The organism is Abiotrophia sp. (genome assembly GCF_057275535.1).
Map to the genome: position 1 here is coordinate 72,826 of NZ_DBHIRJ010000008.1, position 25,643 is coordinate 98,468.

The 25,643-nt window shown below is 49.7% G+C and carries 23 protein-coding genes; 16 read left to right on the forward strand and 7 right to left on the reverse strand.

Features of this window, described 5'->3' with window-relative positions; translation table 11 throughout:
• The first annotated feature begins 461 nt into the window (after positions 1-461).
• From infC to nagE, 7 genes are all read left to right on the forward strand, one after another.
• Positions 462-977 (forward strand): translation initiation factor IF-3, encoded by a 516-nt coding sequence (gene infC / locus ACO53F_RS07420; protein WP_485137920.1) that lies wholly within the window; start codon positions 462-464, stop codon positions 975-977.
• Positions 978-999: 22 nt separating this feature from the next.
• Positions 1,000-1,197, forward strand: a complete 198-nt coding sequence (gene rpmI, locus ACO53F_RS07425) for a 50S ribosomal protein L35 (protein ID WP_023392343.1) — start codon at positions 1,000-1,002, stop codon at positions 1,195-1,197.
• 30 nt (positions 1,198-1,227) lie between these two features.
• On the forward strand, positions 1,228-1,581 hold the full coding sequence (gene rplT / locus ACO53F_RS07430) for a 50S ribosomal protein L20 (RefSeq protein ID WP_023392342.1): 354 nt from the start codon (positions 1,228-1,230) through the stop codon (positions 1,579-1,581).
• A 95-nt stretch (positions 1,582-1,676) separates the two neighbouring features.
• Positions 1,677-3,419 (forward strand): ABC transporter ATP-binding protein, encoded by a 1,743-nt coding sequence (locus ACO53F_RS07435; RefSeq protein ID WP_485137921.1) that lies wholly within the window; start codon positions 1,677-1,679, stop codon positions 3,417-3,419.
• Between the two features lies 1 nt (position 3,420).
• Positions 3,421-5,187: an ABC transporter ATP-binding protein gene (locus ACO53F_RS07440; RefSeq protein ID WP_485137922.1), complete on the forward strand. Its 1,767-nt coding sequence runs from the start codon at positions 3,421-3,423 to the stop codon at positions 5,185-5,187.
• Positions 5,188-5,456: 269 nt separating this feature from the next.
• On the forward strand, positions 5,457-6,356 hold the full coding sequence (locus ACO53F_RS07445) for a DUF7916 family protein (protein ID WP_268445384.1): 900 nt from the start codon (positions 5,457-5,459) through the stop codon (positions 6,354-6,356).
• Positions 6,357-6,379: 23 nt separating this feature from the next.
• Positions 6,380-7,828, forward strand: a complete 1,449-nt coding sequence (gene nagE, locus ACO53F_RS07450; RefSeq protein WP_485137923.1) for an N-acetylglucosamine-specific PTS transporter subunit IIBC — start codon at positions 6,380-6,382, stop codon at positions 7,826-7,828.
• Positions 7,829-7,894: 66 nt separating this feature from the next.
• Here nagE and ACO53F_RS07455 read toward each other — a convergent pair whose 3' ends face one another.
• Positions 7,895-8,317: a DUF1310 family protein gene (locus ACO53F_RS07455; RefSeq protein WP_485137924.1), complete on the reverse strand. Its 423-nt coding sequence runs from the start codon at positions 8,315-8,317 to the stop codon at positions 7,895-7,897.
• A gap of 228 nt (positions 8,318-8,545) precedes the next feature.
• On the opposite strand from ACO53F_RS07455, the gene tsaB reads away from it, so the two are divergent.
• From tsaB to tsaD, 4 genes are read left to right on the forward strand one after another with little or no spacing between them, the layout of a single operon-like run.
• Positions 8,546-9,295: a tRNA (adenosine(37)-N6)-threonylcarbamoyltransferase complex dimerization subunit type 1 TsaB gene (gene tsaB, locus ACO53F_RS07460; protein ID WP_485137925.1), complete on the forward strand. Its 750-nt coding sequence runs from the start codon at positions 8,546-8,548 to the stop codon at positions 9,293-9,295.
• Positions 9,267-9,860 carry a ribosomal protein S18-alanine N-acetyltransferase gene (gene rimI / locus ACO53F_RS07465; protein WP_485137972.1) on the forward strand — a complete coding sequence of 198 codons (594 nt, stop codon included), beginning with the start codon at positions 9,267-9,269 and terminating at the stop codon, positions 9,858-9,860. The genes tsaB and rimI (ACO53F_RS07465) overlap by 29 nt, the downstream gene beginning before the upstream one ends.
• Before the next feature lie 11 nt (positions 9,861-9,871).
• Entirely contained in the window at positions 9,872-10,357 is a 486-nt protein-coding gene (gene rimI / locus ACO53F_RS07470) for a ribosomal protein S18-alanine N-acetyltransferase (protein ID WP_485137926.1), read from the forward strand.
• Positions 10,354-11,367, forward strand: a complete 1,014-nt coding sequence (tsaD, locus tag ACO53F_RS07475) for a tRNA (adenosine(37)-N6)-threonylcarbamoyltransferase complex transferase subunit TsaD (RefSeq protein WP_485137927.1) — start codon at positions 10,354-10,356, stop codon at positions 11,365-11,367. Before rimI (ACO53F_RS07470) ends, tsaD begins: the two co-directional genes overlap by 4 nt.
• A 155-nt stretch (positions 11,368-11,522) precedes the next feature.
• Here the strand turns inward: tsaD and ACO53F_RS07480 are convergent, their stop codons facing one another.
• From ACO53F_RS07480 to ACO53F_RS07495, 4 genes are all read right to left on the reverse strand, one after another.
• Entirely contained in the window at positions 11,523-13,481 is a 1,959-nt protein-coding gene (locus ACO53F_RS07480) for an ABC-F family ATP-binding cassette domain-containing protein (protein ID WP_485137928.1), read from the reverse strand.
• A gap of 920 nt (positions 13,482-14,401) precedes the next feature.
• On the reverse strand, positions 14,402-14,674 hold the full coding sequence (locus tag ACO53F_RS07485) for a hypothetical protein (RefSeq protein ID WP_485137929.1): 273 nt from the start codon (positions 14,672-14,674) through the stop codon (positions 14,402-14,404).
• 32 nt (positions 14,675-14,706) lie between these two features.
• The gene (locus tag ACO53F_RS07490) at positions 14,707-15,051 is read right to left on the reverse strand and encodes a hypothetical protein (protein ID WP_303823148.1); all 345 of its coding nucleotides are present in this window, start codon (positions 15,049-15,051) and stop codon (positions 14,707-14,709) included.
• Positions 15,052-15,063: 12 nt separating this feature from the next.
• A complete protein-coding gene (locus tag ACO53F_RS07495; protein WP_485137930.1) occupies positions 15,064-16,332 on the reverse strand; it encodes a DUF1576 domain-containing protein in 1,269 nt (422 codons plus the stop codon).
• A gap of 210 nt (positions 16,333-16,542) precedes the next feature.
• Between ACO53F_RS07495 and ACO53F_RS07500 the strand changes: the two genes are divergently transcribed.
• From ACO53F_RS07500 to ACO53F_RS07510, 3 genes are read left to right on the forward strand one after another with little or no spacing between them, the layout of a single operon-like run.
• Entirely contained in the window at positions 16,543-17,835 is a 1,293-nt protein-coding gene (locus tag ACO53F_RS07500; RefSeq protein WP_485137931.1) for a glycoside hydrolase family 125 protein, read from the forward strand.
• A 19-nt stretch (positions 17,836-17,854) separates the two neighbouring features.
• Positions 17,855-20,548 (forward strand): alpha-mannosidase, encoded by a 2,694-nt coding sequence (locus ACO53F_RS07505; protein WP_485137932.1) that lies wholly within the window; start codon positions 17,855-17,857, stop codon positions 20,546-20,548.
• Positions 20,549-20,553: 5 nt separating this feature from the next.
• Positions 20,554-22,413: a family 20 glycosylhydrolase gene (locus tag ACO53F_RS07510; RefSeq protein ID WP_485137933.1), complete on the forward strand. Its 1,860-nt coding sequence runs from the start codon at positions 20,554-20,556 to the stop codon at positions 22,411-22,413.
• 97 nt (positions 22,414-22,510) lie between these two features.
• On the opposite strand, the gene ACO53F_RS07515 is transcribed toward ACO53F_RS07510, so the two are convergent.
• Both ACO53F_RS07515 and trpS read right to left on the reverse strand, forming a co-directional pair.
• Entirely contained in the window at positions 22,511-22,975 is a 465-nt protein-coding gene (locus ACO53F_RS07515; RefSeq protein ID WP_023392324.1) for a Fur family transcriptional regulator, read from the reverse strand.
• Positions 22,976-23,044: 69 nt separating this feature from the next.
• A complete protein-coding gene (trpS, locus tag ACO53F_RS07520) occupies positions 23,045-24,040 on the reverse strand; it encodes a tryptophan--tRNA ligase (RefSeq protein ID WP_485137934.1) in 996 nt (331 codons plus the stop codon).
• 305 nt (positions 24,041-24,345) lie between these two features.
• Between trpS and spxA the strand changes: the two genes are divergently transcribed.
• On the forward strand, positions 24,346-24,744 hold the full coding sequence (spxA, locus tag ACO53F_RS07525; RefSeq protein ID WP_298077533.1) for a transcriptional regulator SpxA: 399 nt from the start codon (positions 24,346-24,348) through the stop codon (positions 24,742-24,744).
• A gap of 126 nt (positions 24,745-24,870) precedes the next feature.
• On the forward strand, positions 24,871-25,584 hold the full coding sequence (locus ACO53F_RS07530) for an adaptor protein MecA (protein WP_485137935.1): 714 nt from the start codon (positions 24,871-24,873) through the stop codon (positions 25,582-25,584).
• Positions 25,585-25,643: the final 59 nt, after the last annotated feature.

Here is a 25,643-nt window from a genome sequence, read left to right on the forward strand (position 1 = left end):
CACTAGCTTCCTGGGAAAGCGCCGAAAAGGGGTCAAAAGCTCCGAAAAGCCTTGAGCCAGTGGTCCACTCTTCAAAGTGGACCACTAGCTCCCTGGGAAAGAGCCAAAACCGGGTCAAAAGCTAGGAAAAGTTGTGGACCACTAGCTCCTCAGAAAAGTACAGCAACCTAGCCAAAAGCTCCGAAAAGTCACGCGCCCGCGCCCCACAACCTAACTAAGAAGCCGGCAAAAACAAAAAATTTCCCCTTGCATCCCGGTCTAAGCTGTGCTATACTATCGTAGTTGAGTAAAACAAGTAGAAACCAGCCGTTTCTCGCCAATCCCCTTAGGTGCTTGGCCGATAGAGAATTTCCTTTGCGCTTCGGTGCGGGGATAAGTAGCGGCTAGTTTGTGTACACAAGCTAGTTTTTTTCTTGTAAGGCTCGAAATCTAACTGGAGGTGGACTACCATCGTTAAAGAAATGATCATTAACGAAGATATCCGCGCACGTGAATTACGTGTGATTGGAGACAATGGTGAACAAATCGGAGTCAAATCACTTAATGATGCGCTCACTATTGCAGAATCTTTCGGACTTGACCTAGTACTTGTCTCACCAAATGCCAAGCCACCTGTTGCTCGGATTATGGACTACGGTAAATACCGTTATGAGATGCAGAAGAAGGAAAAGGAACAACGTAAGAATCAGAAGATTGTAACCGTCAAAGAAGTTCGTCTTTCTCCTGGTATCGAAGACCATGATTACCAAACCAAATTACGCCAGGCCATCAAGTTCCTCGAACACGGTGACAAGGTCAAAGCCAGCATTCGTTTCCGCGGGCGGGCCATCACCCACAAGGAATTGGGTCAAGACGTATTGGAAGACTTCATTGATGACACAAGCCATGTGTCAACGGTTGAAGCTCGACCAAAAATGGAAGGTCGCAGCATGTTCATCGTGCTAGCCCCATTAGCCCAAGTGGCGCAACAAGACTAATCTTTTTATAGGAGGAATTCCCATGCCAAAACAAAAAACACACCGCGGTTTAGCAAAACGCGTTAAGAAGACTGGTTCAGGTAAATTGAAACGTTCACACGCTTTCACTAGCCACCGTTTCCATGGTAAAACTAAGAAACAACGTCGTCAATTACGTCAAGCTGACTTAGTATCTAATTCAGACTACAAACGTATTAAACAACAAATTTCGCAATTATAATACTAGAGAAGAACCAAGGAGGAATTTACTATGCCACGTGTTAAAGGTGGATACGTTACCCGTCAACGTCGTAAACGTACATTAAAATTAGCTAAAGGTTACTACGGTGCCAAACATCTCTTATTCAAGACCGCTAAGCAACAAGTAATGAAATCTTACATGTATGCTTACCGTGACCGTCGTCAGAAAAAACGTGACTTCCGTCGTTTATGGATTACCCGTATCAACGCGGCAGCTCGTATGAACGGGATCAGCTACAGCGTCTTAATGAACGGCTTGAAGAAAGCTGGCGTTGAAGTGAACCGTAAAATGTTGGCTGACTTAGCAGTTCACGATGCAGCAGCATTCACTGCTTTAGTAGAACAAGCTAAGAAAGCTTTATAAGAAGCGGATTAAGCAGATAAATGGAGGCAGGACCGGTCGGTCGATGCCTCTATTTTTTGAATTTTAATCAATCAACAACAAAAAGGAGGTTCTATATGCAGTACATTTGGCGTTATTTACGCAAGCATCCCAAGCTCTTGTTTCTAGATTTCTTAGGGGCTTTTTTCTTTGTCTTAGTTAACTTGGGCCTGCCAACCATCCTAGCCCGGATGGTAGATGAAGCCATCCTACCTCACGATGCCAGCCGACTCTACTACTGGTCTGTCATCATGTTCCTCTTGATTCTGGCCGGGGTGGCGGGGCGTATCCTGCTCTCCTACACCGCCAGCAAGCTGACGACCGAGATGATTCGGGAGATGCGTAATGATCTTTATGACAAAATCCAGCAGTTCTCCCACCATGAATATGAGCAGATTGGGATTTCCAGTTTGGTAACCCGGATAACTTCGGATGCCTTCGCGCTCATGCAGTTTGCCGACCAAAGTCTGCGTCTGGGGATGATTACCCCCTTTATGATAGCATCTTCCATGGTCATGATTCTGGTAACCAGCCCGTCCCTGGCTTGGTTGATTTTATTGGCGGTGCCACCGCTAGCCATGTCCATCTGGTTTTTGGCCAGAAAATCGACGCCCCTGTCTAAGCAACAACAGAAGACGCTGGATAAGATTAACCAGTATGCCCGTGAGAACCTATCCGGTTTGCGAGTTATCCGGGCCTTTGCGCGCGAGGATTTCCAAGAGAAACGCTTCGATGAGCAAAACCAATCCTATACCGAGACCTCAGCCCGTCTCTTCAAATTAATGGGCTGGGCCAACCCACTCTTCGTCCATATCTTGATTTGGATGATTGTGGCCATTGTTTGGTTTGCCTTGGAGCCAATCGCTCAGGGTTCGCTCCAAGTGGGGAATCTGGTAGCCTTTGTAGAGTATGCCTTCCATGCTCTCTTCTCCTTCATGCTCTTCGCCAACCTCTTCATGATGTATCCGCGGACGGCTGTATCGGCAGCCCGGCTGCAGGAGGTCATGGATCTACCCATTTCTATTGATCCAAATCCGGATGGGGTGACCGAGACGGAAACGCGAGGTTATCTAAGCTTCGAGAATGTGACCTTTGCCTATCCAGGTGAGACGGAGAGCCCGGTTCTTCATAATATTAGCTTTGAAGTTAAGCCTGGCCAGACCATCGCTTTTATCGGGTCGACCGGGAGTGGTAAGTCCTCTCTGGTGCAACTCATTCCGCGCTTCTATGATGTCACCTTAGGTAAGATTCTGGTGGATGGCGTCGATGTCCGCGACTACAACCTCAAGGCCTTGCGCCAGAAGATTGGTTTTATCCCGCAGAAGTCCCTGCTCTTTACCGGGACTATCGGCGAGAACTTGCGCTATGGTAAATGGAATGCCAGCGAAGGCGAGTTGGAGAAGGCCAGCGATATCTCCCAGGCGCGGGAATTTATTCATAGCCGATCAGAACGCTATGAAGCCTTCCTGGAAGAGGGTGGCAGCAACCTGTCAGGGGGTCAGAAGCAACGCTTGTCTATTGCCCGTGCCGTAGTCAAGCGTCCTGATATCTATATCTTCGACGATTCCTTCTCGGCCCTGGACTATAAGACTGACGCCCAACTGCGTAAGCGACTCAAGGAAGTGACCCAAGAGGCCGCCGTCTTGATCGTGGCTCAGCGCGTGGGGACCATTATGAATGCTGACCAAATCATCGTCCTCAACAAGGGTGAAATCGTGGGTCGCGGGACCCACCAAGAATTAATGGCTAGCAACGAGATTTACCGTGATATCGCCAATTCTCAGCTTAAGCAAGCCAGTCTAGATGAGGAGGCCATGTAAGATGAATAAAAAAGTATCCAGTATCAAGCGCCTCCTGCCTTATATGAAGCCTTATGGCTTGTCTTATTTCTGGGCAATCCTCTTGACCATTGTGAGCGACATTGCCTCCGTCTTGGAACCCTTCATTTGGGGTTTGGCCCTGACAGAAATCTCGCGGGGTAGTGTGGCCATCCTGCAAAAGGTGCCGGGCGCTAGCCTTAATTACGCCTATATTGGCTGGATTCTGGTCATCTACTTCTTCCGTGGTTTGACCTATCAGGTGTCTTCCTACCTAGCCAACGTGGCCATCACTAATGCCGTCCAAGGGACTACTCGGGATCTGCGTCAGGCCATGAATCAGAAGCTCAACCGCCTGCCGGTCTCCTATGTGGACCAACATCAATTTGGTGACCTCTTGGGCCGTATGACCGGTGATGTGGAGTCCGTTTCTAATGCCTTGCAACAGAGCCTGCTCCAAATTGTCAATGCCGTCTTCACCCTTGGTTTGGTGATTGCCATGATGATTTGGCTCAATGTTACCCTCGCCCTAGTGGTTATCATTTCCATGCCCCTTTCTTATTGGGTGGCTAAGAAGGTCCTGGTTCTATCTCAGCCTTATTTCAAGGGCCAGGCCGACGCCTTAGGTCGCCTCTATGGCTTTGTCCAGGAGAACCTAACGGGTTTCAATGTCATCAAGCTCTATGGCCGGGAAGAACAATCCACCCAGGAATTCTATGATATTACCCGCAACCTACAACAAGTAGGCTTTAAGGCCACTATCATGTCTTCTATGGTCATGCCGCTGGTAGGCTTCATCTCTCATATGACCTACTTGCTCCTAGCGCTGCTAGGGGGCTTGGCTGTCTTGCAAGGGGTGCTGACTATCGGGAACCTGCAAGCCTTCGTCCAGTATGTCTGGCAGGTCAACCAACCTATTCAGACGATCACCCAGTTGACCGGTGCTTTGCAGTCAGCTAAGTCTTCCCTGGACCGGATTATAGAATTGATGGATGCGCCCGAAGAAGTGGTGAGTGCTAAGGCTCATTTGGCAGGGCCGTTGACCGGACGGGTCAGCTTCCAGGACGTGGCCTTCCACTACCAGGAAGATAAGCCTTTGATTCGTAACTTCAACCTAGAAGTTGAACCAGGCCAAATGATTGCCATTGTCGGGCCAACGGGTGCTGGTAAGACAACCCTGATTAACTTGCTCATGCGCTTCTATGATGTGACCCAGGGGGCTATTCTAGTAGATGGCCTGGATATCCGGGACTTGCCACGTCAGGAATTGCGCCAGCAGTTTGGTATGGTGCTCCAGGATGCTTGGCTCTATGAAGGGACCATTAAGGAAAATCTGCGTTTCGGTAACTTAAACGCTACTGACGAACAAATCGTGGAAGCAGCCAAGGCCGCCAACGTAGACCACTTTATTCGGACCTTGCCGGGTGGTTACAATATGAAGATGAACCAGGAATCCAGCAATATCTCCTTGGGGCAGAAGCAACTGCTGACAATCGCCCGGGCCTTGCTGGCAGATCCTAAGATTCTGATTCTGGACGAGGCCACCTCGTCAGTGGATACCCGTCTGGAGCTCCTCATTCAGAAGGCCATGAGTCGCTTGATGGAGGGCCGGACCAGCTTCGTCATTGCCCATCGTCTGTCAACCATTCAGGAAGCCGATAAGATTCTGGTCTTACGTGATGGCCAGATTGTAGAACAAGGCAATCACGACAGTCTCTTGGCAGCCAAGGGCTTCTACTACGAGCTCTATCAAAGCCAATTTAATCAATAAGCCCATAAGGTTAGGATTTTGTCCTAACCTTATTTTTGTAATTGGACTAGACAAAAAAGTGTCATAATAGTGCGGATTAGATAGCTTATAGTTTTATCGCCCAAGTGTTGCCTTTAAGAATGATAGTCAAAATTAAGCTGAAATTTATCTCAATTAGTGATATGCTGGATTTAGGGCAGAAAGGCTTTACATTAAGGGGTTTCAGGACTATAATGAAGGCAAGACGTATGAATGAATGCGTTTAAAAATATCTGGAAAGGAGGAGAAGCATGGCTCATAAACGTTTGTTGTCTTGCACAGCCAGTGAGGTCAAAACTTTGACAGCCGCGGAACTAAAACAAGCCATTAAGGCCAGCGAAGGCCGTATTATCTTGGCGGAAACAGTAGTCACCAAGGCGCCGCTAATTGAAGGGGTGAGCAATGCGGAGATGATGCGGGCATTTAGTGCGGATATGCTATTATTGAATGAATATGATCTATCCACCAAATTTATCCATAGTTTGCCTGCAATGGACGCGCCCATTGCCTACCTCAAGGAATTAACCGGTAGACCTATGGGCTTGAACTTAGAACCGGTTGACCCAAGTGCTGAAGCGCTAGAAGATTGGATTGACCTACCGGAGGGCCGACGTGCCACCGTAGAGAACTTCCAAGCCGCTAACCGAGAGGGATTTGATTTCTTGGTCTTGACGGGTAACCCTTCGACAGGGGTTAGTCATCAAGCCATTGAAGCCACGGTGCGGCTAGCTAAGCAGCATTTCAAGGGACTGGTCTTTGCAGGTAAGATGCACAGTGCCGGGACCGGCGAGAAGGTGGTCTCTGAAGCGCATTTGTTAGCCTATATGGCAGCAGGTGCAGATGGCGTCTTGATTCCAAGTGTGGGGACCGTGCCAGGAGTCAGAGAAGACCAGGTGGCGCGGATTGCCGATCAGGTCAAGGACTTGGGCGGTTTAGTTATCTCAACCATTGGCACCAGTCAGGAAAGTGCCGATAGTGGGACCATTCGCGAATTTGCGCTAGCCAACAAACGCGTGGGTACAGATATTCATCACATTGGCGATGGTTCCTACGGACGCATGCCAGATCCAGAGAATATTCTGGCCTTGTCGCTAGCAATTAGAGGGAAGCGGCATACTTATTTCCGTATGGGACAATCAGTATTAAGATAGATAGAAAGTAGGAAAAAACAATGATGTCATATTTACAAAAAATGGGTCGCTCTTTGATGCTACCTGTTGCCATTTTACCAGTGGCTTCCATTTTAATGGGGATTGGTTACTGGATTAGCCCTGCTGGTCTAGGTGTTCCAGGCCAAACCGGGACTAACCCAGTAGCAGTCTTCTTGATTCAAGCAGGTTTAGTCTTAATCGATAAAATTCCGCTCTTATTCGCCGTTGGTTTGGCTGTTGGTTTAGCCAAAGATAAGAACGGGGCAGCCGGTCTCAGTGGTTTGGTAGCCTTCTTAATTATCACGACTATTCTATCTAAGGATGTTGTGGCTCAATTACAAGGGGTAAAACCAGAAGAAGTGGCTTTGGCTTTCTCTAAGAGCACTAACGCCTTCATCGGGATCTTATCAGGGATCATCGGTGGGGAAATGTACAACCGTTTCAAAGATGTTAAATTACCAACCGCTCTAGGTTTCTTCAGCGGTCGTCGTTCTGCGCCAATCATGGCAGGTCTTGTAGCATCACTTGCTGCCCTTGTCTTGCTCTTCGTATGGCCAGCAGTCTTCAGTGCTTTAGTTGCCTTTGGTAAGTCATTTGTTGGCTTGGGTGCTATCGGTGCTGGTATCTATGGTTTCTTCAACCGTCTCTTGATTCCAGTTGGTTTACACCATGCCCTCAACGCTGTATTCTGGTTCGACGTAGCTGGGATTAACGATATCGGGAACTTCTGGGGTAACACTGGTGTTCTAGGTCAAACTGGTATGTACCAAGCTGGTTTCTTCCCAGTCATGATGTTTGGTTTACCAGGGGCCGCTTTGGCAATGTACCGCAACGCCAAAGACAGCAAGAAAAAAGCTGTATCAGCCCTCTTAGTAGCAGCTGTCTTGGCTTCCTTCTTAACCGGGATTACCGAGCCACTTGAATTCGCCTTCATGTTCTTAGCACCTGTTCTTTACTTAGTGCACGCTGTCTTAACAGGGGTATCCTTGACAATTGCAGCCTTGTTACATGCCACTGCAGGCTTCAACTTCAGTGCTGGTTTGATTGACTTTATCTTAACTAGCCGCTTGCCAATGGCTAACAATCCGTGGCTCTTGATTGTCTTAGGTGTGGTAATGTTCGTTGTTTACTTCTTGGTCTTCGACTTCTTAATCAAGAAATTCAACTTGACTACACCAGGTCGTGAAGATGACGAGTCTACTGAAAATGATCCTAACATGACCGTTAAAGCTAGCGACTTCAACATTCCTTTATTAATTGAAGGTTTAGGTGGCAAGGACAACATTGAAGCAACTGACCACTGTGCTACTCGCTTACGTTTAACCCTAGCTGACACTAGCAAGGTTGACGAAGCTAAGATCAAATCTACCGGTGCTGTTGCAACACGTGTCCTCAACAAAAAGAACGTGCAAGTCATTATCGGGACCGAAGTACAATTTGTTCACGATGCCTTAGCAGCACAAGTAAAATAAGCCAGTCTATTGATTGAGTAGATAAAAAAAGCGTTGGTAGCCTGAGGGCTCCAACGCTTTTTCTTATTATTTGCCTACTAACTGTTGGAATTGTTCTGAGATGGATACGCTATAGCTAAATCTATTTTCAGAGGATTGAGAAGAGTCCTCCCTATTCGTATGTTTCGACAGGTTGAAGTTTACATAGATATCTCGGTCTCCATTAATATAGACGTTAAATATGATTCCGCCCATAGGATTTGGTTGAGCAGATGAGTAGTCAATCTCGTAGGATTGAATTTTCCCCATACTCGTTAGGGCTTGCTTGTCTTCTTTGAGCAAGAAACCTTCAATCTCCGTGTGTACAGCGGGACTATGTAGTGTTTGACTGATTTCTGTTTGTACGGCAGCTTGCTTTTCTTGGTGTTTGATATAAAAAGTGGCGACTAGGGCCAAGAATAGGGCTAATAAGATAAAATCGAGCCAAACAAGATATTTTTTCCTCTTCATTTTATGTCCCCTTACTATCGGCATCTTAATTAATGCCATCATACCATAGGTAGGTTAGAACGACAATAAGCTTTATTGACTAAGAACAGGTCTCAGGTCCTAGAAGTCGACTAAAGGGCTAGGGAAAGAATGTTAGAAAGACAGCACAGAGTCCAGTTGGCCTCTTCAGTTGCTGGTCACATTGTGTTAAAATAGATAGGTGATAAATCAGAGAAGGAGGCGAGCGGCATGGCCAAGCTTGCATTAGATACGGCGACGGAGGCACTGTCAGTGACAGTCATAGATGATGCAGACCGGGTGCTAGGGCATACCAGCTTAGCGGCAGGCAAACAGCACGGGGAGCGTTTGGTGCCGGTTGTGGCCCAGTTGCTGGAGGATTGCAATGTGGACCGCCAAGCCGTGGATAGCCTCTATGTGGGGGTAGGGCCCGGCTCCTATACTGGCGTGCGGATTGGGGTGACCCTGGCTAAAACCTGGGCGGACAGTCTGGATCTAGCCCTCTATCAGATGTCTTCCCTGGCCCTGCTAGCAGCGCAAGCCAGCGTTCAAGTGGGAGACTACATTATTCCCCTCATGGATGCCCGCCGCTTGTCAGCCTACACCGCCCTCTATCAGCAGACAGACCAGGGGCTGGTGGCGGTGGCAGGGGATTGCCATGCCGATTGGCAGACTTGGCTGAGCTCTAAAGCCCGCCAACATTTGCAGACCGGAGCTCAAGTCGTGATGATTGGCCAGAATCTGGCGCCTTTCGCTGAGGCCTTTGGCCAAGCCTTGCCAGATGTCAGCCTTAAGACGGTGGAAGGTTGGGCCGCCTATCCTCATACCGACAAGTTCCAGCAAGTCGCCCATGAGCGGGTGGCAGAGCCGGCCCTCTTGGAGCCTGTTTATGGCCATTTGACCCTGGCGGAACAGGAATGGCTAGCCAAAGAAGGAGGCACCAGTGTCGACAATGCAGCACTTATCCACTATTATTCGTGAGTTCTGGCAGGAGCGGGTGCTAGGCCGCAAGCCTGAAGAAGCGAGTCAGACGCCACCAAAGCGTCATGCGGCGCTTGACATCAGCCAGTTCCCGCCCCAGCCCTTGGGCGCGGGGGCTTACTTACGTCAATTAGTCGAAGAGGATTTGCCTGAGCTAGTGGCCCTGGAAGAGCTCTGCTACGACGGCTTTCTGGCCTGGACCCTCAAGGATTTCCGGACCGACTTCCGCTATAATCTCTACGCCATCTACTGGGTGCTAGAAATCGATGGCCATATTCAGGGCCTGATTTCGGGCCGTTGCCAGCAAAAGACCGCCCACATCAGCCATCTCTTCATCCACCCGCGCTTTCGGCGCCAGGGCTATGCCCGCCGCCTGGTGCAACGCTGGTGTCGTTGCGTCGGCCAAATCGGTAGTCGGCGGGTGACCTTAGAGGTTCGGGCGACTAATCAGGCCGCTCAAACCCTTTACCAGGGGCTAGGCTTTGAAATTGAGCGCCTAGTGCCCAACTACTACCACACCATGCAGGAGGATGCCCTCTTCATGGTCTATGACTGTCAGCAATAGGAGGTGTCGGCATGGACAGTAAACATTATCAGGTGGTGCCCTTCACCGGCGCCCAGCTACCCGAGGCCTTCCGTCAGGTCATTATTGAAGGCAATCAGGCCTTGCACTGGAATGAGGCTCAGAGTCGGGACGACTTCCAACTGGACCAGGCCGAGTATTACCTGCTGCTAGACCATGATCAAGTCCTAGGCTATGTCGGATTACACCATGTCTTGGATGAAGCCACCCTTAACCTAGTCTATATCCAACCCGACTTACGGGGCCAAGGCCTGGGGCGCCAACTCCTAGACTTCGTCTTAAATCAACTGGCCCATCGGGGCATTCGCCATGTCTTCTTGGAAGTGCGACAGGCTAATGCAGCGGCCTTGGGCCTCTACCAGCAGACCGGCTTTGAAACCTTAATCGTTCGGCCGCGTTACTATCAAAATCCGGTGGATGACGCGGTCATTATGCAAAAATTACTAAGTCGATCAGAAAAGGAGGGAGAGCCTTCATGAGTCAAAAAGTTCGGATTATGGCCTTTGAATCGTCTTGCGATGAGACCAGTGTGGCCATTGTCGAAGACGGCCAGACCATCTTAGCCAATGTAGTGGCTTCCCAGGTCCAAAGCCATATCCGCTTTGGCGGGGTGGTGCCAGAGGTAGCCAGCCGCCACCATGTGGAACAAATCAGTCAGGTCACCCGTCTGGCCCTAGAACAAGCAGGCGTCACTTGGCAGGACATTGATGCCATTGCGGTGACCCAGGGGCCGGGCCTAGTCGGCGCCCTCTTAGTCGGGATTACGGCCGCCAAGACCTTGGCCTTGGTCCATGACAAGCCTTTGATTGCGGTCAATCATTTGGCCGGCCACATCTATGCCAGTCAAATCGGGCAGCCACTAGCCTTTCCGCTGCTGGCCCTGATTGCTTCAGGCGGCCATACCGAGTTGGTTTATATGCCTGAGCATGCAAGCTATCAAGTCGTGGGGGAGACCCAGGATGATGCGGTCGGCGAAGCCTATGATAAGGTGGGGCGCTTGCTGGGCCTGCCTTATCCGGCCGGCAAGCATGTGGATGCCTTGGCCCATCAGGGTCAGGACACCTATCCAGTACCACGGGCCATGCTGCAAGAAGATAACTTGGACTTCAGCTTCAGTGGTATGAAGAGCGCGGTCATGAACCTGGTGCATAATGCCAAGCAGAGAGGCCAGGAGCTGGTGACAGCTGATTTGGCTACTAGCTTCCAGAATGCGGTTGTCGATGTCTTGGTGGGTAAGACCCTCAAGGCTTTGGCGCAATATCCAGTTAAGCAATTTATTCTAGCCGGGGGTGTGGCTGCCAACAGTGGGCTCCGCAAACGGCTTAGTCAAGAATTGGCCAGTCGCTATCCTGAGCTTGAAGTTCTGATTCCGCCTCTATCCCTCTGTGGAGACAATGCGGCCATGATTGGGGCGGCCGCCTATCCGCTTTATTTACAAAAAAACTTTAGTCCACTGACCCTCAATGCTAAGCCTGGCTTATTCTTATAAGCTGGGCTATTTTTTTCTTCTTGAGGGCCAAAGTTTGCGTACTAAGGGCCACTAAATCGATTTAAGCCAATGAAAAAAAGGCACTGAGATTTAAGTCTCAGTGCCTTTTTGATTTCCCGATATATCATATATGATATATTGGGCAAATGCTAAACTTAGGCTAGAAAGTCTTCCAAGGCCAGGCTGGCGCTTTCCCAGGCTTCTAAGGCCTCAAGTTGGGCAGCTTCAGCCTCTTGCAGGTCTTGGTGGAGCTGGGCTAGCTGGCTCTGGTCATTGGCCAAGGCAGCCGTCTCCATCTGGGAGTGGAGTTGGGCGATGCGTGCTTCCCATTGGGCGTGGCTGGCGTCTGCCTGATCCACGGCTTCTTCTAAGCGGCGGCGTTGACGCTTGGCTTCTTTCATGGCTTGATAGTCTTGTTGGGCCGGATTAGCTGAATTGGTCGCCTTAGGTTCAGTGCTTGCCTCGCTAGCTTGGCTCTGGGCAATTAAGGCTTCTTCGGCCTTCTTCTCTTGATAGTAGTCATAGTCGCCTAGGTAGGTCTTGACGCCTTGCGGGGTGACTTCAACTACTTGCGTCGCCAATCGGTTGATGAAATAGCGGTCGTGGGAGACGAAGAGTAGGGTGCCATCGAAGGCAATCAAGGCATCTTCCAGAACTTCCTTGCTGTCAATATCCAAGTGGTTGGTCGGTTCGTCCAGAATCAGGGTGTTGTCGTGCTCGGTGGCTAGCAGGGCTAGACTGAGCCGGGCCTTCTCGCCCCCGCTCAGCATGGCGACCTTCTTGAGGACATCATCGCCCGAGAAGAGGAAGCTACCTAAAATGGTTCGAATGACCTTCTCGTCGGTGGTGTCATGAGCCAGCCAGAGAGTTTCTAAGACGGTCAAGTTCTCGTCAGGCAAGACCAGGTTCTGGTCGTAGTAGCCGATTTGGACGCCCGCACCAAAGCGATAGGTCCCTGCCAGGGCAGGCAGCTGGCCAATCAGGGTCTTGAGCAGGGTGGTCTTGCCGACCCCGTTAGGTCCCACTAGGGCGATGGCTTCTTGGCGTCGGACATGGAGGTTGAGGTCCTGGGCGACAGGCGTTGCCTCATAGCCCACCGCCAAATGGTCGACGGCGAGGACATCTTCACCAGAGTCCTTGGCGGCCAGGAACTGGATGCGGGGCGCCTGCTTGTCTTGCTTAGGCTTGTCTAGGCGGTCCATTTTCTCCAACTGCTTGCGGCGACTTTGGGCCCGTTTGGTCGTTGAAGCCCGCACCAGGTTGCGTTGGACGAAGTCTTCGAGTTTTTGAATGGTGGCTTGTTGGGCGGCATAGGCCTTCTCTTCAGCCGCCAGACGCAGAGCCTTCTCTTCCACATAGTAGCTGTAATTGCCCTTGTAGGTGTGGAGACGATGATGGCGCAGTTCTAGGACCTGGTTGACCACCTTATCCAGGAAATAACGGTCGTGGGAAACCAGGAGAAGGGCGCCCTTGTAGCCAGTCAGGTAAGTTTCTAACCAGGCTAGGGTAGTCATGTCTAAGTGGTTGGTCGGCTCGTCCAGAATCAGTAGGTCATAGTCCATGAGTAGGATGCGAGCCAGGGCCAGGCGGGTCCGTTGTCCCCCAGACAATTGGCTGACCGGTGTGGCATAGTCAGTTTCGTAGAAACGAAAACCATGTAAGACCGTCCGGATATCGGACTCAATGGCATAGGCATTGCGTTGGGTTAGGGCTTCCTGGAGTTGGTCGTAACGCTCCAAGGCAGCCTGGTAGGCTGGCGCTTGGGTGTCGTCTGACAGCTCAGCTAGTCGCATGGCGGCCTCTTCAGCTGTCTGGCGCAGGGCCAAAGTCTCCTGGAAGACCGCTAACATGGTATCCCAGATGGATAGGCTGTCATTCCATTCGGTCCGAACATGTTGGGCCAGGTAGCCGATTTTTAGGCCCTTGGCCTTGGTGATGGAACCGTCCGAGATAGGCTCCTCGCCCATGATTTGCTTAATCAGGGTGGACTTGCCGGCCCCATTACGGCCAACTAGGGCAATACGGTCTTGAGTTTGGATATTGAAGGAGACCCCTTCATAGAGGGTGTCATCGGCAAAGCGCCGAGCCAGGTCATTGGCTTGTAGTAGAATCATAGCATGCGATTCCTTTCTATCAGTGTCTCTATCATTATACCTTGAAGATTCAGGACCTTCAAGGAAAGAAAAGGGACGATTTCTAGGAGACTGGAGGGCGGTGTGTCGTCATCTTGCTTTTCAATATTTTAGGCCCAGTTCGGGTTAACCCGAACTGGGTGGGTAATCTTGAAAAGCAAGAAAGTCATAGGCAAAGGCACCGTTGCCTGTATCTCAATATGGAAGTGTAGAAAACATTGAGAAACTTAAACTATCCCAAGTATTTTTTAGCGGAGACAAGGCTCATGTTTGGGACAAAAGAGGGGTCGGACGGAGAGAAATCTGTTGGAAGACTGGCCTAGCCAGGCTAGAGCCGGTCCAGCTCCAAATACCCACTTTAGGTTTTAATGCCGAAAGACAATCACGAGTTCTCGCCACAAACACCGAGAATTTAATTATCTTGCTTTTCAACATTTTACGTCGAGTTCGGGTTAACCCGAACTCGCATAAAGATACTGAAAAGCAAGAAAGTGATGGTTGTGTCTATTATTGCTGTGCTATCAATGTTTATCGGAATAATATGGCTAGAAATGTAGAATGGCCAAAATAATTTTTGCTGAAAATGGCCTAGCCAGGCGGAAGCCTGGCGCTGCCAGCTAACTACTTTAGAGTCAAAGCCCAAAGCCCCTCAGGGCTGATAGACGCCGACCCCTAAACTCGCACAATCTTGCTAATCAATATTTGGCATCGAGTTGTGGTTAACCACAACTCGCATCAAAAAACTGAAAACCAAGAAGTTTATAAAGATACCTATAACTGCCGCCATATCAATAGATAGCCAAAAAATCTTGAGATAAAGCTAAAATGCCCCAAAATATTTTTGCCTCAAATCTTATCAGGCTAGCCACAAAAAAAGAGCCCCCAAGGGGGCTCATGTCTATTTATCTAGCAACTTGTGACCGGTCATAGTCATAGAGACGGGTCAGGACATAGGCCAATCCGCAGGTCACACCATGAGTGATGCTGATGTGCTGGGTTAAGAAGAGAGGTGCCACATAAATCAAGATAGCCAAGGCACTGTAGAAGTGCGGCTTGTATTGTGGGAAGCGACGGACATAGCGCAGATAAATCATGGCGAGCACATAGCCCCAGATGGCACCACCCGTAATCGGATGTAAGAAGAGTTGATAAGCTGGCATGCGGAGAAATTCCATGGGGGAAACAATCCTTTCTACTAGTGACTAAATTATTTGATTTTGTAACGTCTGATGGTAAGGGTCAAGACGCCGTCTTGGAAGCCACCCTGGGCTTCATCAATGGCCTTACCCAGGAAGCTGTAGTCATGGCCGGTGCAGTGACTACCCAGGAGGGCATTGAAGTATTCGTCCACTTCGATCTCCCGCGGGCTTTGCAGATCCTTGAGTAGCTCTTGGAAGCTAGCGGGTTCGGCCTGACAGGGCGCTTGGACGGTCATTTCAATGACTTGGTTGCTAGCCTTAAAGTCTAGGTTAAAATCATTGAGGCCATTGTCTAAGAAATAGGAGACAATCTCCTTCATAATACGCGTTGCTTTGTGTTTTTCGATATTCATAGGGGGCTCCTTCTAATCATCATAGGCGTGATGGTTGCTGCGCAGGGTATCATAGATGGGTACCAGGAAGGCGGCGACAAAGCCACCCGCAAAGCCGTTGTTATAGAGGCTCATGCCTGCGTGTAAGCTAAAGACCATACTCACTACATTATAATGCAAAAAGCCTGCGACTGCACCATAAATGATGCCATAATGTCCAGCAATTGGAGCTAGGGTGGTCCCGAATAAGATAGGCACCCAAACGGTGGATTGGGCGGGATCTTGGCCTAGCAATAAGGCAGCTAGCAGAATGCCGGCTGAGATAGGCAGGCAGTTACGTGGGTGCTTACCGAAGGCGGAGAAGCCCATGACCCCTAAGATGCCCCCTAGGATAGGGCCATTGAATTGGACACCCAAGGCCAGGGCCAGCAGCAAGTAGAGGCTACCGTTAAGGGCCATATTGAAGGCGGCTGTCCCGAAGCCAAAGTGAGCCAGGAAGTCATCCGGTGTCCGCCCGGCCCGGCGCAAGAGTTTGCCATAGTTGGTCTTGACTTCTGTCCACTTGAAGGCTGCTAGGCCAAAGAGCCCTAGCAAGATGCCCAGTAGATAGAGGACTAAGAGGCCATGATGCTCTTGATTGAGGATGCTGAGGCTAGGAGCCTCCAGCTTGAAGTAGCGGAAGCTAATGGTCCCGAACATGGCGATGATACCCATGGCGAAGCCAAAGTTATAGAGGTTAAAGCCTTGGTGGAACTTGAGGTATTGCTCAGCCAAAGGCGCCGAGATAAAGCCAACGCCAGTCCCAATCAGGGCTGCCAAAATTAGCGACCACCAGGACAGTCCAGGGGCGATGGCCCAGAAGGAGATAAAAGGCGCCGCCGAAGTGGCGAAGAGGCTGACCGTGGTCAAGGAACCGAAGGATTGGCCGGTCCAGCGACTATAGAGGTAGACCCCATAAATAATAGGTAGGATATTCAAGACATGGGTCCCGAAGAGGGCGTGGCCAGCAAAGATACCGGCGGCTGCCGCTTGCAGACCATTAAGGCGTGACCGGGTGTTGGTGTAGATGAGAAAGTAGGCAATGACAAAATGGCAAGCCACATTGAAGAAAGTCGCCGCCATACCCATGGCCGTAAAGTCGGTCATTAGGTAGCTTTGTTTACTTAAAATTTGGCCGTAATCAGACCAGAGGCTTCCAGCATCTGGCATCAAAAAGCTAAAAATAAAGGTATAGAGGGCCAGCACTAAGAGACTAGACTTCTTGGTGGGCCGCAGGAAAGATGGGATAGTAGAATCAGCCATGGGAACCTCCTTATCAGCTGCTAATGTTAGTATAGCACAAAGGAAGGGCTTTCGCGGGGTTTTTTACTGTTTTTCTGCGGGGCATATATTAACAAATTATAGTTGTTTTAGCAAAAAATAGAGAAGTCTAAGACAAGACTTGATTTAGGGTAAGCGCTTAGCAATAATAGAGGATAGAGGAGACTCGATTCGTGATGAGGAGGAAGAAAAATGGCAATGCCAGTATCAACTGAATTAAAAAAATATATGGAAAAGATTTGTGATCAAGCCCGGGCGGTCAATCCCCGTTGGGCTGAGGTCTTTCATGAGTGTTTCCTAAATACCCTAGAGACGACTATTGAACGCCTAGAAGATGGCACTACCTTCGTGGTAACCGGGGATATCCCGGCTATGTGGCTGCGTGACTCGACCGCACAAGTGCGGCCTTACCTAGTCTTAGCCAAGGAGCACGAGGACATCTACGACATGATTGCCGGTTTAGTCGAGCGCCAATTTAGCTATATCTTAATTGACCCTTATACCAATGCCTTCAACCAAGAACCAAATGGCCAAGGTCACGGAGCGACCGACCACACGCAAATGAATGACTGGATTTGGGAGCGCAAATACGAAATCGATAGCCTGGCCTATGCCATTCAGTTAGCTTACCTACTCTATGTCAATAGTGGCCGGACCGACCACTTAACCGAGACTGTCCGCAAGGGTTTGGTGACCATTCTAGACCTCTGGCGCACAGAGCAAGACCATGAAGGGTCTAGTCCTTATCGCTTTGTGCGTGACACCGACCGCCAAGAAGACACCCTGCCTTTTGATGGCAAGGGCTCACCCGTTGGCTACACCGGTATGACCTGGTCTGGCTTCCGTCCAAGTGATGACCGCTGCACCTACCACTACCTGGTGCCTTCCAACCAATTTGCCAGTGTGGTCTTGGGCTATGTGGCAGAATTGGCGCCATTCTTGGGCTTGAGCCAAGAAGAAATCGAACTAGCGGCCACCCTTAAGGCTCAAATCCAGGCCGGCATTGAGCGTTATGGGATCATTCAAAACGCCCAAGGTCAAGCAGTCTATGCTTACGAAGTGGATGGTTTAGGCAATGCCAGCATCATGGATGATGGCAATGTGCCAAACTTACTTTCCCTGCCTTACCTAGGCTTCTGTTCAGAAGATGATCCGATCTATGTAGCCACACGCCAGACCGTTCTGTCGCCAGAGAACCCCTACTACTACAGTGGCAAATTAGCTAGTGGCTTGGGCTCCTCTCATACTTGGGATCAATATATCTGGCCTATTTCGCTCTCTATGGAAGGTTTGACGACCAGCCATAAGGCTGAGAAGGCTCGGATTTTAGACTTGTTGGTCAATACGGACGCCGGCACCAATCAAATGCACGAATCCTTCCACGTGGACGATGACAGTCGTTACACCCGGGAGTGGTTCTCCTGGTCTAATATGATGTTCTGCGAACTCCTCTTAGACTACTTCGATATTCGCGTTAAACGCTAGAAAGACATGAGGCAATAAAATGAGCAAGAAAACCGTTCATATCATTTCCCACTCCCACTGGGATCGGGAATGGTATCTTCCCTTTGAAGAACACCACCTACGTTTAGTCGACTTGATTGATCAAGTCCTAGACCTATTCGACACAGATCCAGACTACCGTTACTTCCACCTAGATGGCCAGACCATCACCTTGGACGACTATCTGCAAATTCGTCCCCATCAAGAAGCGCGCCTTAAGGCGGCCGTTCAGTCCGGTAAATTACGGATTGGGCCCTTCTATATCTTGCAGGATGCCTTCCTGATTAGTGGCGAGGCAACCGTACGTAATGGTCTGATTGGTTATCAAGATCTCAAACGCTGGGGGGTTAAGGGCGAACAATTAGGTTACTATCCGGATACCTTCGGCCTAACCGGCCAAACCCCACAAATTACCCGAGGTATGGGCATGTCTGTGGCGGCCTTTGGTCGCGGGGTCAAACCAACGGGCTTTGACAACCAGACCTTTGAAGAAGGCAGCTTCAAGTCGGCCTTCTCAGAGCTTACCTGGAAGAGTCCAGATGGCTCGGATGTCCTGGGGATTCTCTTCGCTAACTGGTATAGTAACGGCAATGAAATCCCTGCTGAGCCTGAGCAAGCCAAAGTCTTCTGGGACAAGAAATTAGCCGATGCTGAGCGCTATGCGGTCTCTGACCAGTTGCTCATGCTGAACGGCTGTGACCACCAACCCGCCCAGACAGACTTATCTCAAGCCATTGCCTTGGCCAACCAGCTCTACCCAGACTATGAATTCATCCACTCTAACTTTACCCTCTATCAAGAAGCCCTAGAAGCGAGCCTAGCAAGCAATCAACCACAATTAAGTGTGGTGGAAGGAGAATTGCGTTCGCAAGCAACGGATGGCTGGTATACTTTGGCCAATACCGCTTCTTCTCGCCTCTATCTCAAGCAGTATTCAGCCCGTCTGTCTGACTACTTGGAGCAAGTTCTAGAGCCTTTGGCTACCTTAGCTAGCCGCTACGGCTACGTCTACCCAAGCGATAAAATTGACTTTATCTGGAAGACCCTCTTGCAGAACTACCCTCATGACAGCATTTGTGGCTGTAGTATCGACGAAGTTCACCGGGGCATGGTGTCGCGTTTTGAAGCCGTCCAAGCGGCTAGCCAGACTTTGGTGCGGGGCATCCTAGACTTCTTGGCTCAGCGGGTCAAGGCACCAAATCGTTTGGCAGACCAGCCGTATGTCTTGCAGGTCTGGAACCCAAGCAATTGCCTCAAGGAAGGTCGTCTGGTCAGCAAAGTCGTCTTAGACCGGGCCTTCTTCAGTCAATATCCGGTTAAAGAAGCCTATCAACGCATGGCCGAATTAGCCATTGAAGACTACCAATTAGTGGATGACCAAGGTCAAGTCGTGCCTGCCACCATTGTGGATCTAGGGGCTAACTTCGACTATGACCTACCAGATGACCGCTTCCGCCGGGCCTACTTCGCACGTGAATTAGAAGTGGAATGGCTAGCCACTGTGCCTGCCATGTCCTTGGCTGAGTACTATTTAGTGCCTAAGACAGAGGACCTGGAACTAGAAGGTGGGGCCCAAGACAAGGAGTTCATCGAAAATGACTACATCAAAGTAGCCCTTGCAGCCAATGGCTCTGTTACCATCACCGATAAGGTGACCGGCAAGGTTTATGAAGATCAAGGGCTCTTAGAAGAGACCGGAGATGTGGGCAATGAATATATTTTCCGCGAAGCCTTAGGTCAACCTTTGACCCAAGCGGATGCTCTGATTAGCACCCGGGTCATCCAGGATGGCTTGGCCGATCATCTGGTCTTAGGCTATCAACTTCAAGTGCCAATTTCGGCTGACTATGCCTTATTAGAGGCGCAAAAACAAGTCATTGATGTGGTCGAACGCCAAATTGGCCGGGCTTCTGAGACAGTGCCGGTTGAAATCTTCGTGACCTATAGCCTGACCCCTCAATCACGAGGCCTGGCCATCCGTCTAGAAGGTCACAATGAGGTCTTGGATCACCGAGTACGACTGGGCTTCAAGCTGCCTGAGCACACGGACCGCCACTTTGTCGACTCTGCCTATGAATGGCTCTGGCGCTCTAACCATGTGGCGCCTGAATGGCGTAACCCAAGCAACCCCCAAGCCTTGCACCGCAATGTGGCCATTGGTGAGAGTCAAGGTTTGACCTTGAGCGTACAGGGGTTACCTGAATATGAGGTGACCGTCGACGACCAGGCGACTTATCTCTATCTGACCTGCTTGCGTTGCACCGGCGAATTAGGTGACTGGGGTTACTTCCCAACACCGGAAGCCCAATGTCTGGGCGATTACGAAGCCAGTGCCTACCTCCAATTCTGGCAAGGCCAGGATCAGTTAAGCCAAAGTTTTGCGACCGGGGCTTCCATCTTCATCCCACTCTTGGTTAAGCAAGCCAGCCCAGGTAAAGATTTGGCTGACTGGCAAGATAGCCCAGTCAAGGTCAATGACCTGCCAAGAGGCATCGAGGTGACGGCCTTCAAGCAGGCCCACGATAGCCAAGATTGGATTCTCCGCCTGGTCAGCCATGCTTCAGAGGCACTCGACTTGGCACCTTATTTGCCTAGCAAGCTGCAATCGGTCAACCTCTTAGAAGAGGACCTAGAGGAGACCTCTTCGCTGATTGCGCCTTATGAAATCAAGACCTATCGCCTTAAGAAAGGGTAAGTAGTATGACTAAGATTTGGATTGAAGATGCGACCTTGCGCGACAAGGTTCAGCGTCTAGCAGCAGAATTAGACCTATCCCTAGCGCCTGATGGCCGCCTGGTTGACTATCAAGCGGGCCCAGCGGGCAAGTTAGAAGTATCCGGCCAAGGAGAGGGCGTCCTCATTGTGGCGCCTGACCTACCACATTTCTTCCATGGCTTGGCCCTCTGGAATATGCGGCAACAAGCCGGCCAGACTAGCAGCTTTAGTCAGCCCATTAGCTTCAGCCGCAATGGCCTCATGCTGGATAACTCCCGCAATGCCGTTGCCAAGGTGGACTATGTTAAGTCCCTCTTAAGACGCTTGGCCGTCTTAGGCCACACTTGGTATATGCTCTATATGGAAGATGTCTATGAAATTCCGGAGCAACCTTATTTTGGGGCCTTCCGAGGCCGTTATAGCCAGGCCGATTTGCGTGAATTGGATGCTTACGCCCAGGACTTGGGTATTGAGTTGGTGCCTTGTGTGCAGACCCTGGCCCACCTCAACCAGTTCTTCCAATGGGAGCATATTAACAGTCAATATGCAGATCTGGCGGACGTCCTCCACGTAGGACGGGAAGAAACCTATACCTTAATCGACCAAATGTTGGCCTCTCTCTCTTCTTGCTTTACAACCAAGCGCATTCACTTAGGCATGGATGAAGCCTATGACCTAGGGCGAGGTCATTATCTGGATCAAGTGGGCTTGCGAGCCAAGACTGACATTATGTTGGACCACCTAGCCCGTATGAAGACCCTCTGTGACCGCTATGACCTGGAACCCATCATTTGGGATGACATGTTCTTCTCTTGGTATAACCAAGTGGGAGAAGACGAGAAAATCGACATTCCTGAGGGCATCAGCCTCATGTACTGGGATTACTACCAACATACCACCCAAGCTTACTTGGATAAAATCGCCCAACGTCGTAGTTTAGGGGCTCAAGTCAGCTTTGCTGGTGGGGCCTGGCGTTGGACGGGTTACACACCGCACCACCGTAAGACCTTGGTGGCTAGCCTGGCCGGCTTAGAAGCGGCCCGCCAAACTGGCATCCAGGAAGTCATGGCGACGGCCTGGGGCGATGACAGCTCTGAGTCACCATTTGAAGTGGCCGTCTTCGGCCTCGTCCTCTATTCTTACCTAGACAGCCATGCTGACTATGTAGAAGAGGAGTTTAGCCAATGGCTAAGCTTCTTCACCGGCTTATCCTTATCCGACTGGCTCAAGCAAGGGGAATTAGACTTGTTGCCAGAATGGGATCAATTAGCAGGCATTGATGTGACGCCTTCTAAATACTTCTTCTATCAAGATTTGCTACTACCAATGTTTATGCCACAAATTGAGTCCATGGATGTGGACTATGGGGCCCGTATGGCCAAATTGGCCGTTGACTTCGATGCTATGGAGGGTGGCAATCCAGCTGTCAACCAGTTCTATAGCGACTATGCCCTCTGCTTGGCTAACAAATGGAACCTGCCTTACTTAATCTGGCAGGCCTATCATGCCCACGACCGTCAGACGCTAGCTGACCTCGTTCACGGTCGCTTGCCACAACTGATTGCGGACTATGACCGCGTCCTGCAAAGTCGTCGTCAAGTCTGGTTACAAGAAGCCAACCCATTCGGCTTGGAAATCTTAGAATATCGGATTGGTGGGCTGATGGCTCGGACGCAAGCGGTCATTTGGCGCTTGAAGGACTATCTGTCAGGCCGTGTCGACAGTCTGCCAGAGTTGGAGGAAGCACGACTCAATCCGCTGCCAAACGACCAAAGTGGTTTCAAACCAGCGGTCAACTACAACCGCGCCCTACGGACTATGTCGCGGTCCCGTATGACCTGGTAGCATAAGAGAAAAAAGGCAAGGGAATAACCCTTGCCTTTGGCTTTATGAATACAAAAATGACGAGGACTCAGTCCTCGTCATTTGATTTCGTCTGTGATTACCAGGCGCGGATGCGACCTTGGCAGTCTGGGCAGACACCGTAAACTTCGACTTTAGTCCGGTTGGTTGTATAGCCGGTTTGTTTATGGACGTCTTCGGTTGGATCTGGGAACTTAGTCATAGCGAAGTCCGCAATTTTCCCACAGCGTTCACAGATAATGTGCTGATGGTTGTAGCCATTTAGGCCCATGTAGTCATAACGACTGGTGACATCAGAGAATTTCATCTCATTGACATAACCTTCTTTGACTAGGAAAGACAGGTTATTATAGATGGTCGCAAGACTAAGGCTTGGCCAATCAGGTAAGAGATCATGGTAGATTTCTTCCACGGTAGGGTGATTGTGCGTTTGAATCATATAGGACAGAATGGCGCGACGTTGCGGCGTCATCCGAATGTGCTTATTCTTAAGTTGGGCAACAACTTGTTCGAGTTCTTTAGCGACATCAGTTACATATTCCATTTTGGGTCACCTCCTTTTATTTATTGATAATTAAAACAATCTACTACATATAAAATTGTAGCACAAATTTTAGCGATAAGTCAAGCCAATTGCCTTCTCCATCCGCGCTAGGACCTTGTTAGCCTGTTGGTTGGCCTTCTTAGCTCCGTCGGCCAAAATGTCGTCTAGGGTGCTGGAAGTCAAGAGACGGTGATATTCCGCTTGGATTGGCTCTAGGGTCGCGATAATACTGTCGGCAATAGCCTGCTTAAAGGTCCCATAGCCAGCCTCATGATATTCGGCCACCAGAGAGTCAATCGAACGGCCAGAAAAAGCAGAGAAAATATCCAGCAAGTTGCTGACAGCCGGTTGATTTTCACGGTCGTAATTGACTTGGCCAACCGAGTCGGTGACGGCACTCTTCATCTTCTTCAGGATGGTCTTAGGATCATCTAGGAGGGAGATGGTCGCCTTAGCATTGGTATCGGATTTACTCATCTTGCTGAATGGGTCCTGCAGACTCATGACCCGGCCACCGGATTTAGGGGTGATGATTTCAGGTTTGACTAGGAGCTCCTTGCCCTTGCCGTAGCGTTGGTTGAAGCGGTCCACATAGTTACGGGTTAACTCCAAATGTTGCTTCTGGTCTTCGCCCACCGGTACATAGGCAGCATCATAAAGAATAATATCTGCCACCATTAAGGCAGGGTAGCAGAGCAAGCCAGCATTGACACTTTCTTGCTTGGTGGATTTATCTTTAAATTGGGTCATGCGCTCCAATTCGCCCAAGCCGGTCGTACAGAGAATCATCCAAGCCGCTTGCGTGTGGGCTGGGACATCAGACTGAACGAAAATGGTTGCCTTCTTAGGATCAATCCCTAGGGCTAGATAGAGGGCAGCCAACTCACGGGTTGTTTGGTGGAGCTTGGCTGGGTCTTGGGGCACGGTAATGGCGTGCTGGTTGACGATACAGTAGGTAGCGTCATAGTCATCTTGTAATTCAACAAATTGGCGCATAGCCCCGACATAGTTCCCGATGGTTGGAACCGAGGTGGGTTGAACGCCAGAAAAAATTTTGGGTTTCATCAAATCGAGCCTCATTCTCTCTTAGTTTCGCTACTATTATTATAACGCAGTTTCACTTAATTGACAAAAGCAATGTGGCGCCCGCCTAGCAAAAGACGGCCAAGGAGAGATTGAACAAGGACTTTTAAAGAATTCCCTAAGAGTATATGAATTTTTTGTGAAGTTTTGTTTACAGCTGTGAACTAATCTCGGTCTTAAGTATGATTTATTGTTAAATTTCAAAAAAAGTATAGTAATCAGGGGCTAGGGGTAGTATAATAGCATAGTAGTAATCGTAGTGGTTATTGAAAAAAGGAGTGATTAGTTTGGTAACGTTATATACGACCCCAAGTTGTACTTCATGCCGTAAGGCCCGTGCCTGGTTGGAAGAACATCAAATTCCCTACACAGAACGTAATATCTTTTCGGAACCACTGTCTCTACAAGAAATTAAAGATATTTTACGTATGACAGAAGAAGGGACAGAAGATATCGTCTCAACCCGTTCCAAAGCATATTCAGACTTAAATATTGAAATTAGCGAATTATCCTTGAATGACTTTTATCGCATTGTGCAAGAGCAACCAGGTCTCTTGCGTCGTCCAATCATGATTGACGAGAAACGCCTGCAAATCGGCTTCAATGAAGATGAAATTCGTCGTTTCTTGCCACGCGAAGTGCGTGCCTTGGAATTGCGTAAGGTGCAAGCCTTAGTCAATGAGTAATGAATAGAGTCTAGGTGAGGCCGGAACCTTGTTTCTGCCTCGCCTTTCTTTTCCCCTAGGACAATACATTAGGATAGCGTCTTGGCCTAAAGTTTAGTATAATGAAGAAATAGAGGAGGTGTTACTATGGAAATGGAACGTATCAATGAGGATACAATCAAAGTCTTGATTATGCCGGAAGATCTGGAAGAACGAGGGATTAACTTCCTAGAACTGATTAGCAACCATGCCCGCATTGAGCAATTCTTCTACTCGATCCTGGAAGAGGTGGACGTAGAGAACCAATTCGCGGAATCTGATTCCGTCACTTTCCATGTCATCCCATCCGATCGAGGCCTCGAACTCTACATTAGCCGTAGCAGTGGTAATGGCCTAGAAGATTTGCTGGAGAACGAAGTCCTCAAACGTCTCTTGGACCGTCGTAAATCCGCCCTAAAAGATAAGCAACAAGCCCAAGATCAAGAAGACCTCAGCGTCAATGAGAAGCTAGAAGTCCTAGAAGGCTTGACCAAGGAGATTGAAGCCGAGATTGAACAGGCCCAGGATCAAGAAGAACCTGTCGGGCCCGAGATTGTCTGCTTCGATAGCTTGGATGATTTCCTCAAGTTGGCACGTCAACTACGGGACTTCCCGGTTGAAAATAGCCTCTATCGCTACAATGACGCCTACTATCTGGTCTTGAGCGATGTGATTGGTGATTATGAACCAGACGGCCTCTACCAACAATTCCTCTTCATGCTGGAATTTGGGGAAGAAGCCACCGTCAAGGAAGCCATCTTGAAGGAACACGGGGAACTCTTGCAAGCGGGAGATGCCTTGGCATTCTTCGCACAATTTTAAGATTGACTGCCGTCGACAGGATTTACCTGTGGACGGTTTTTTTGTGGTCGCTTACGGGC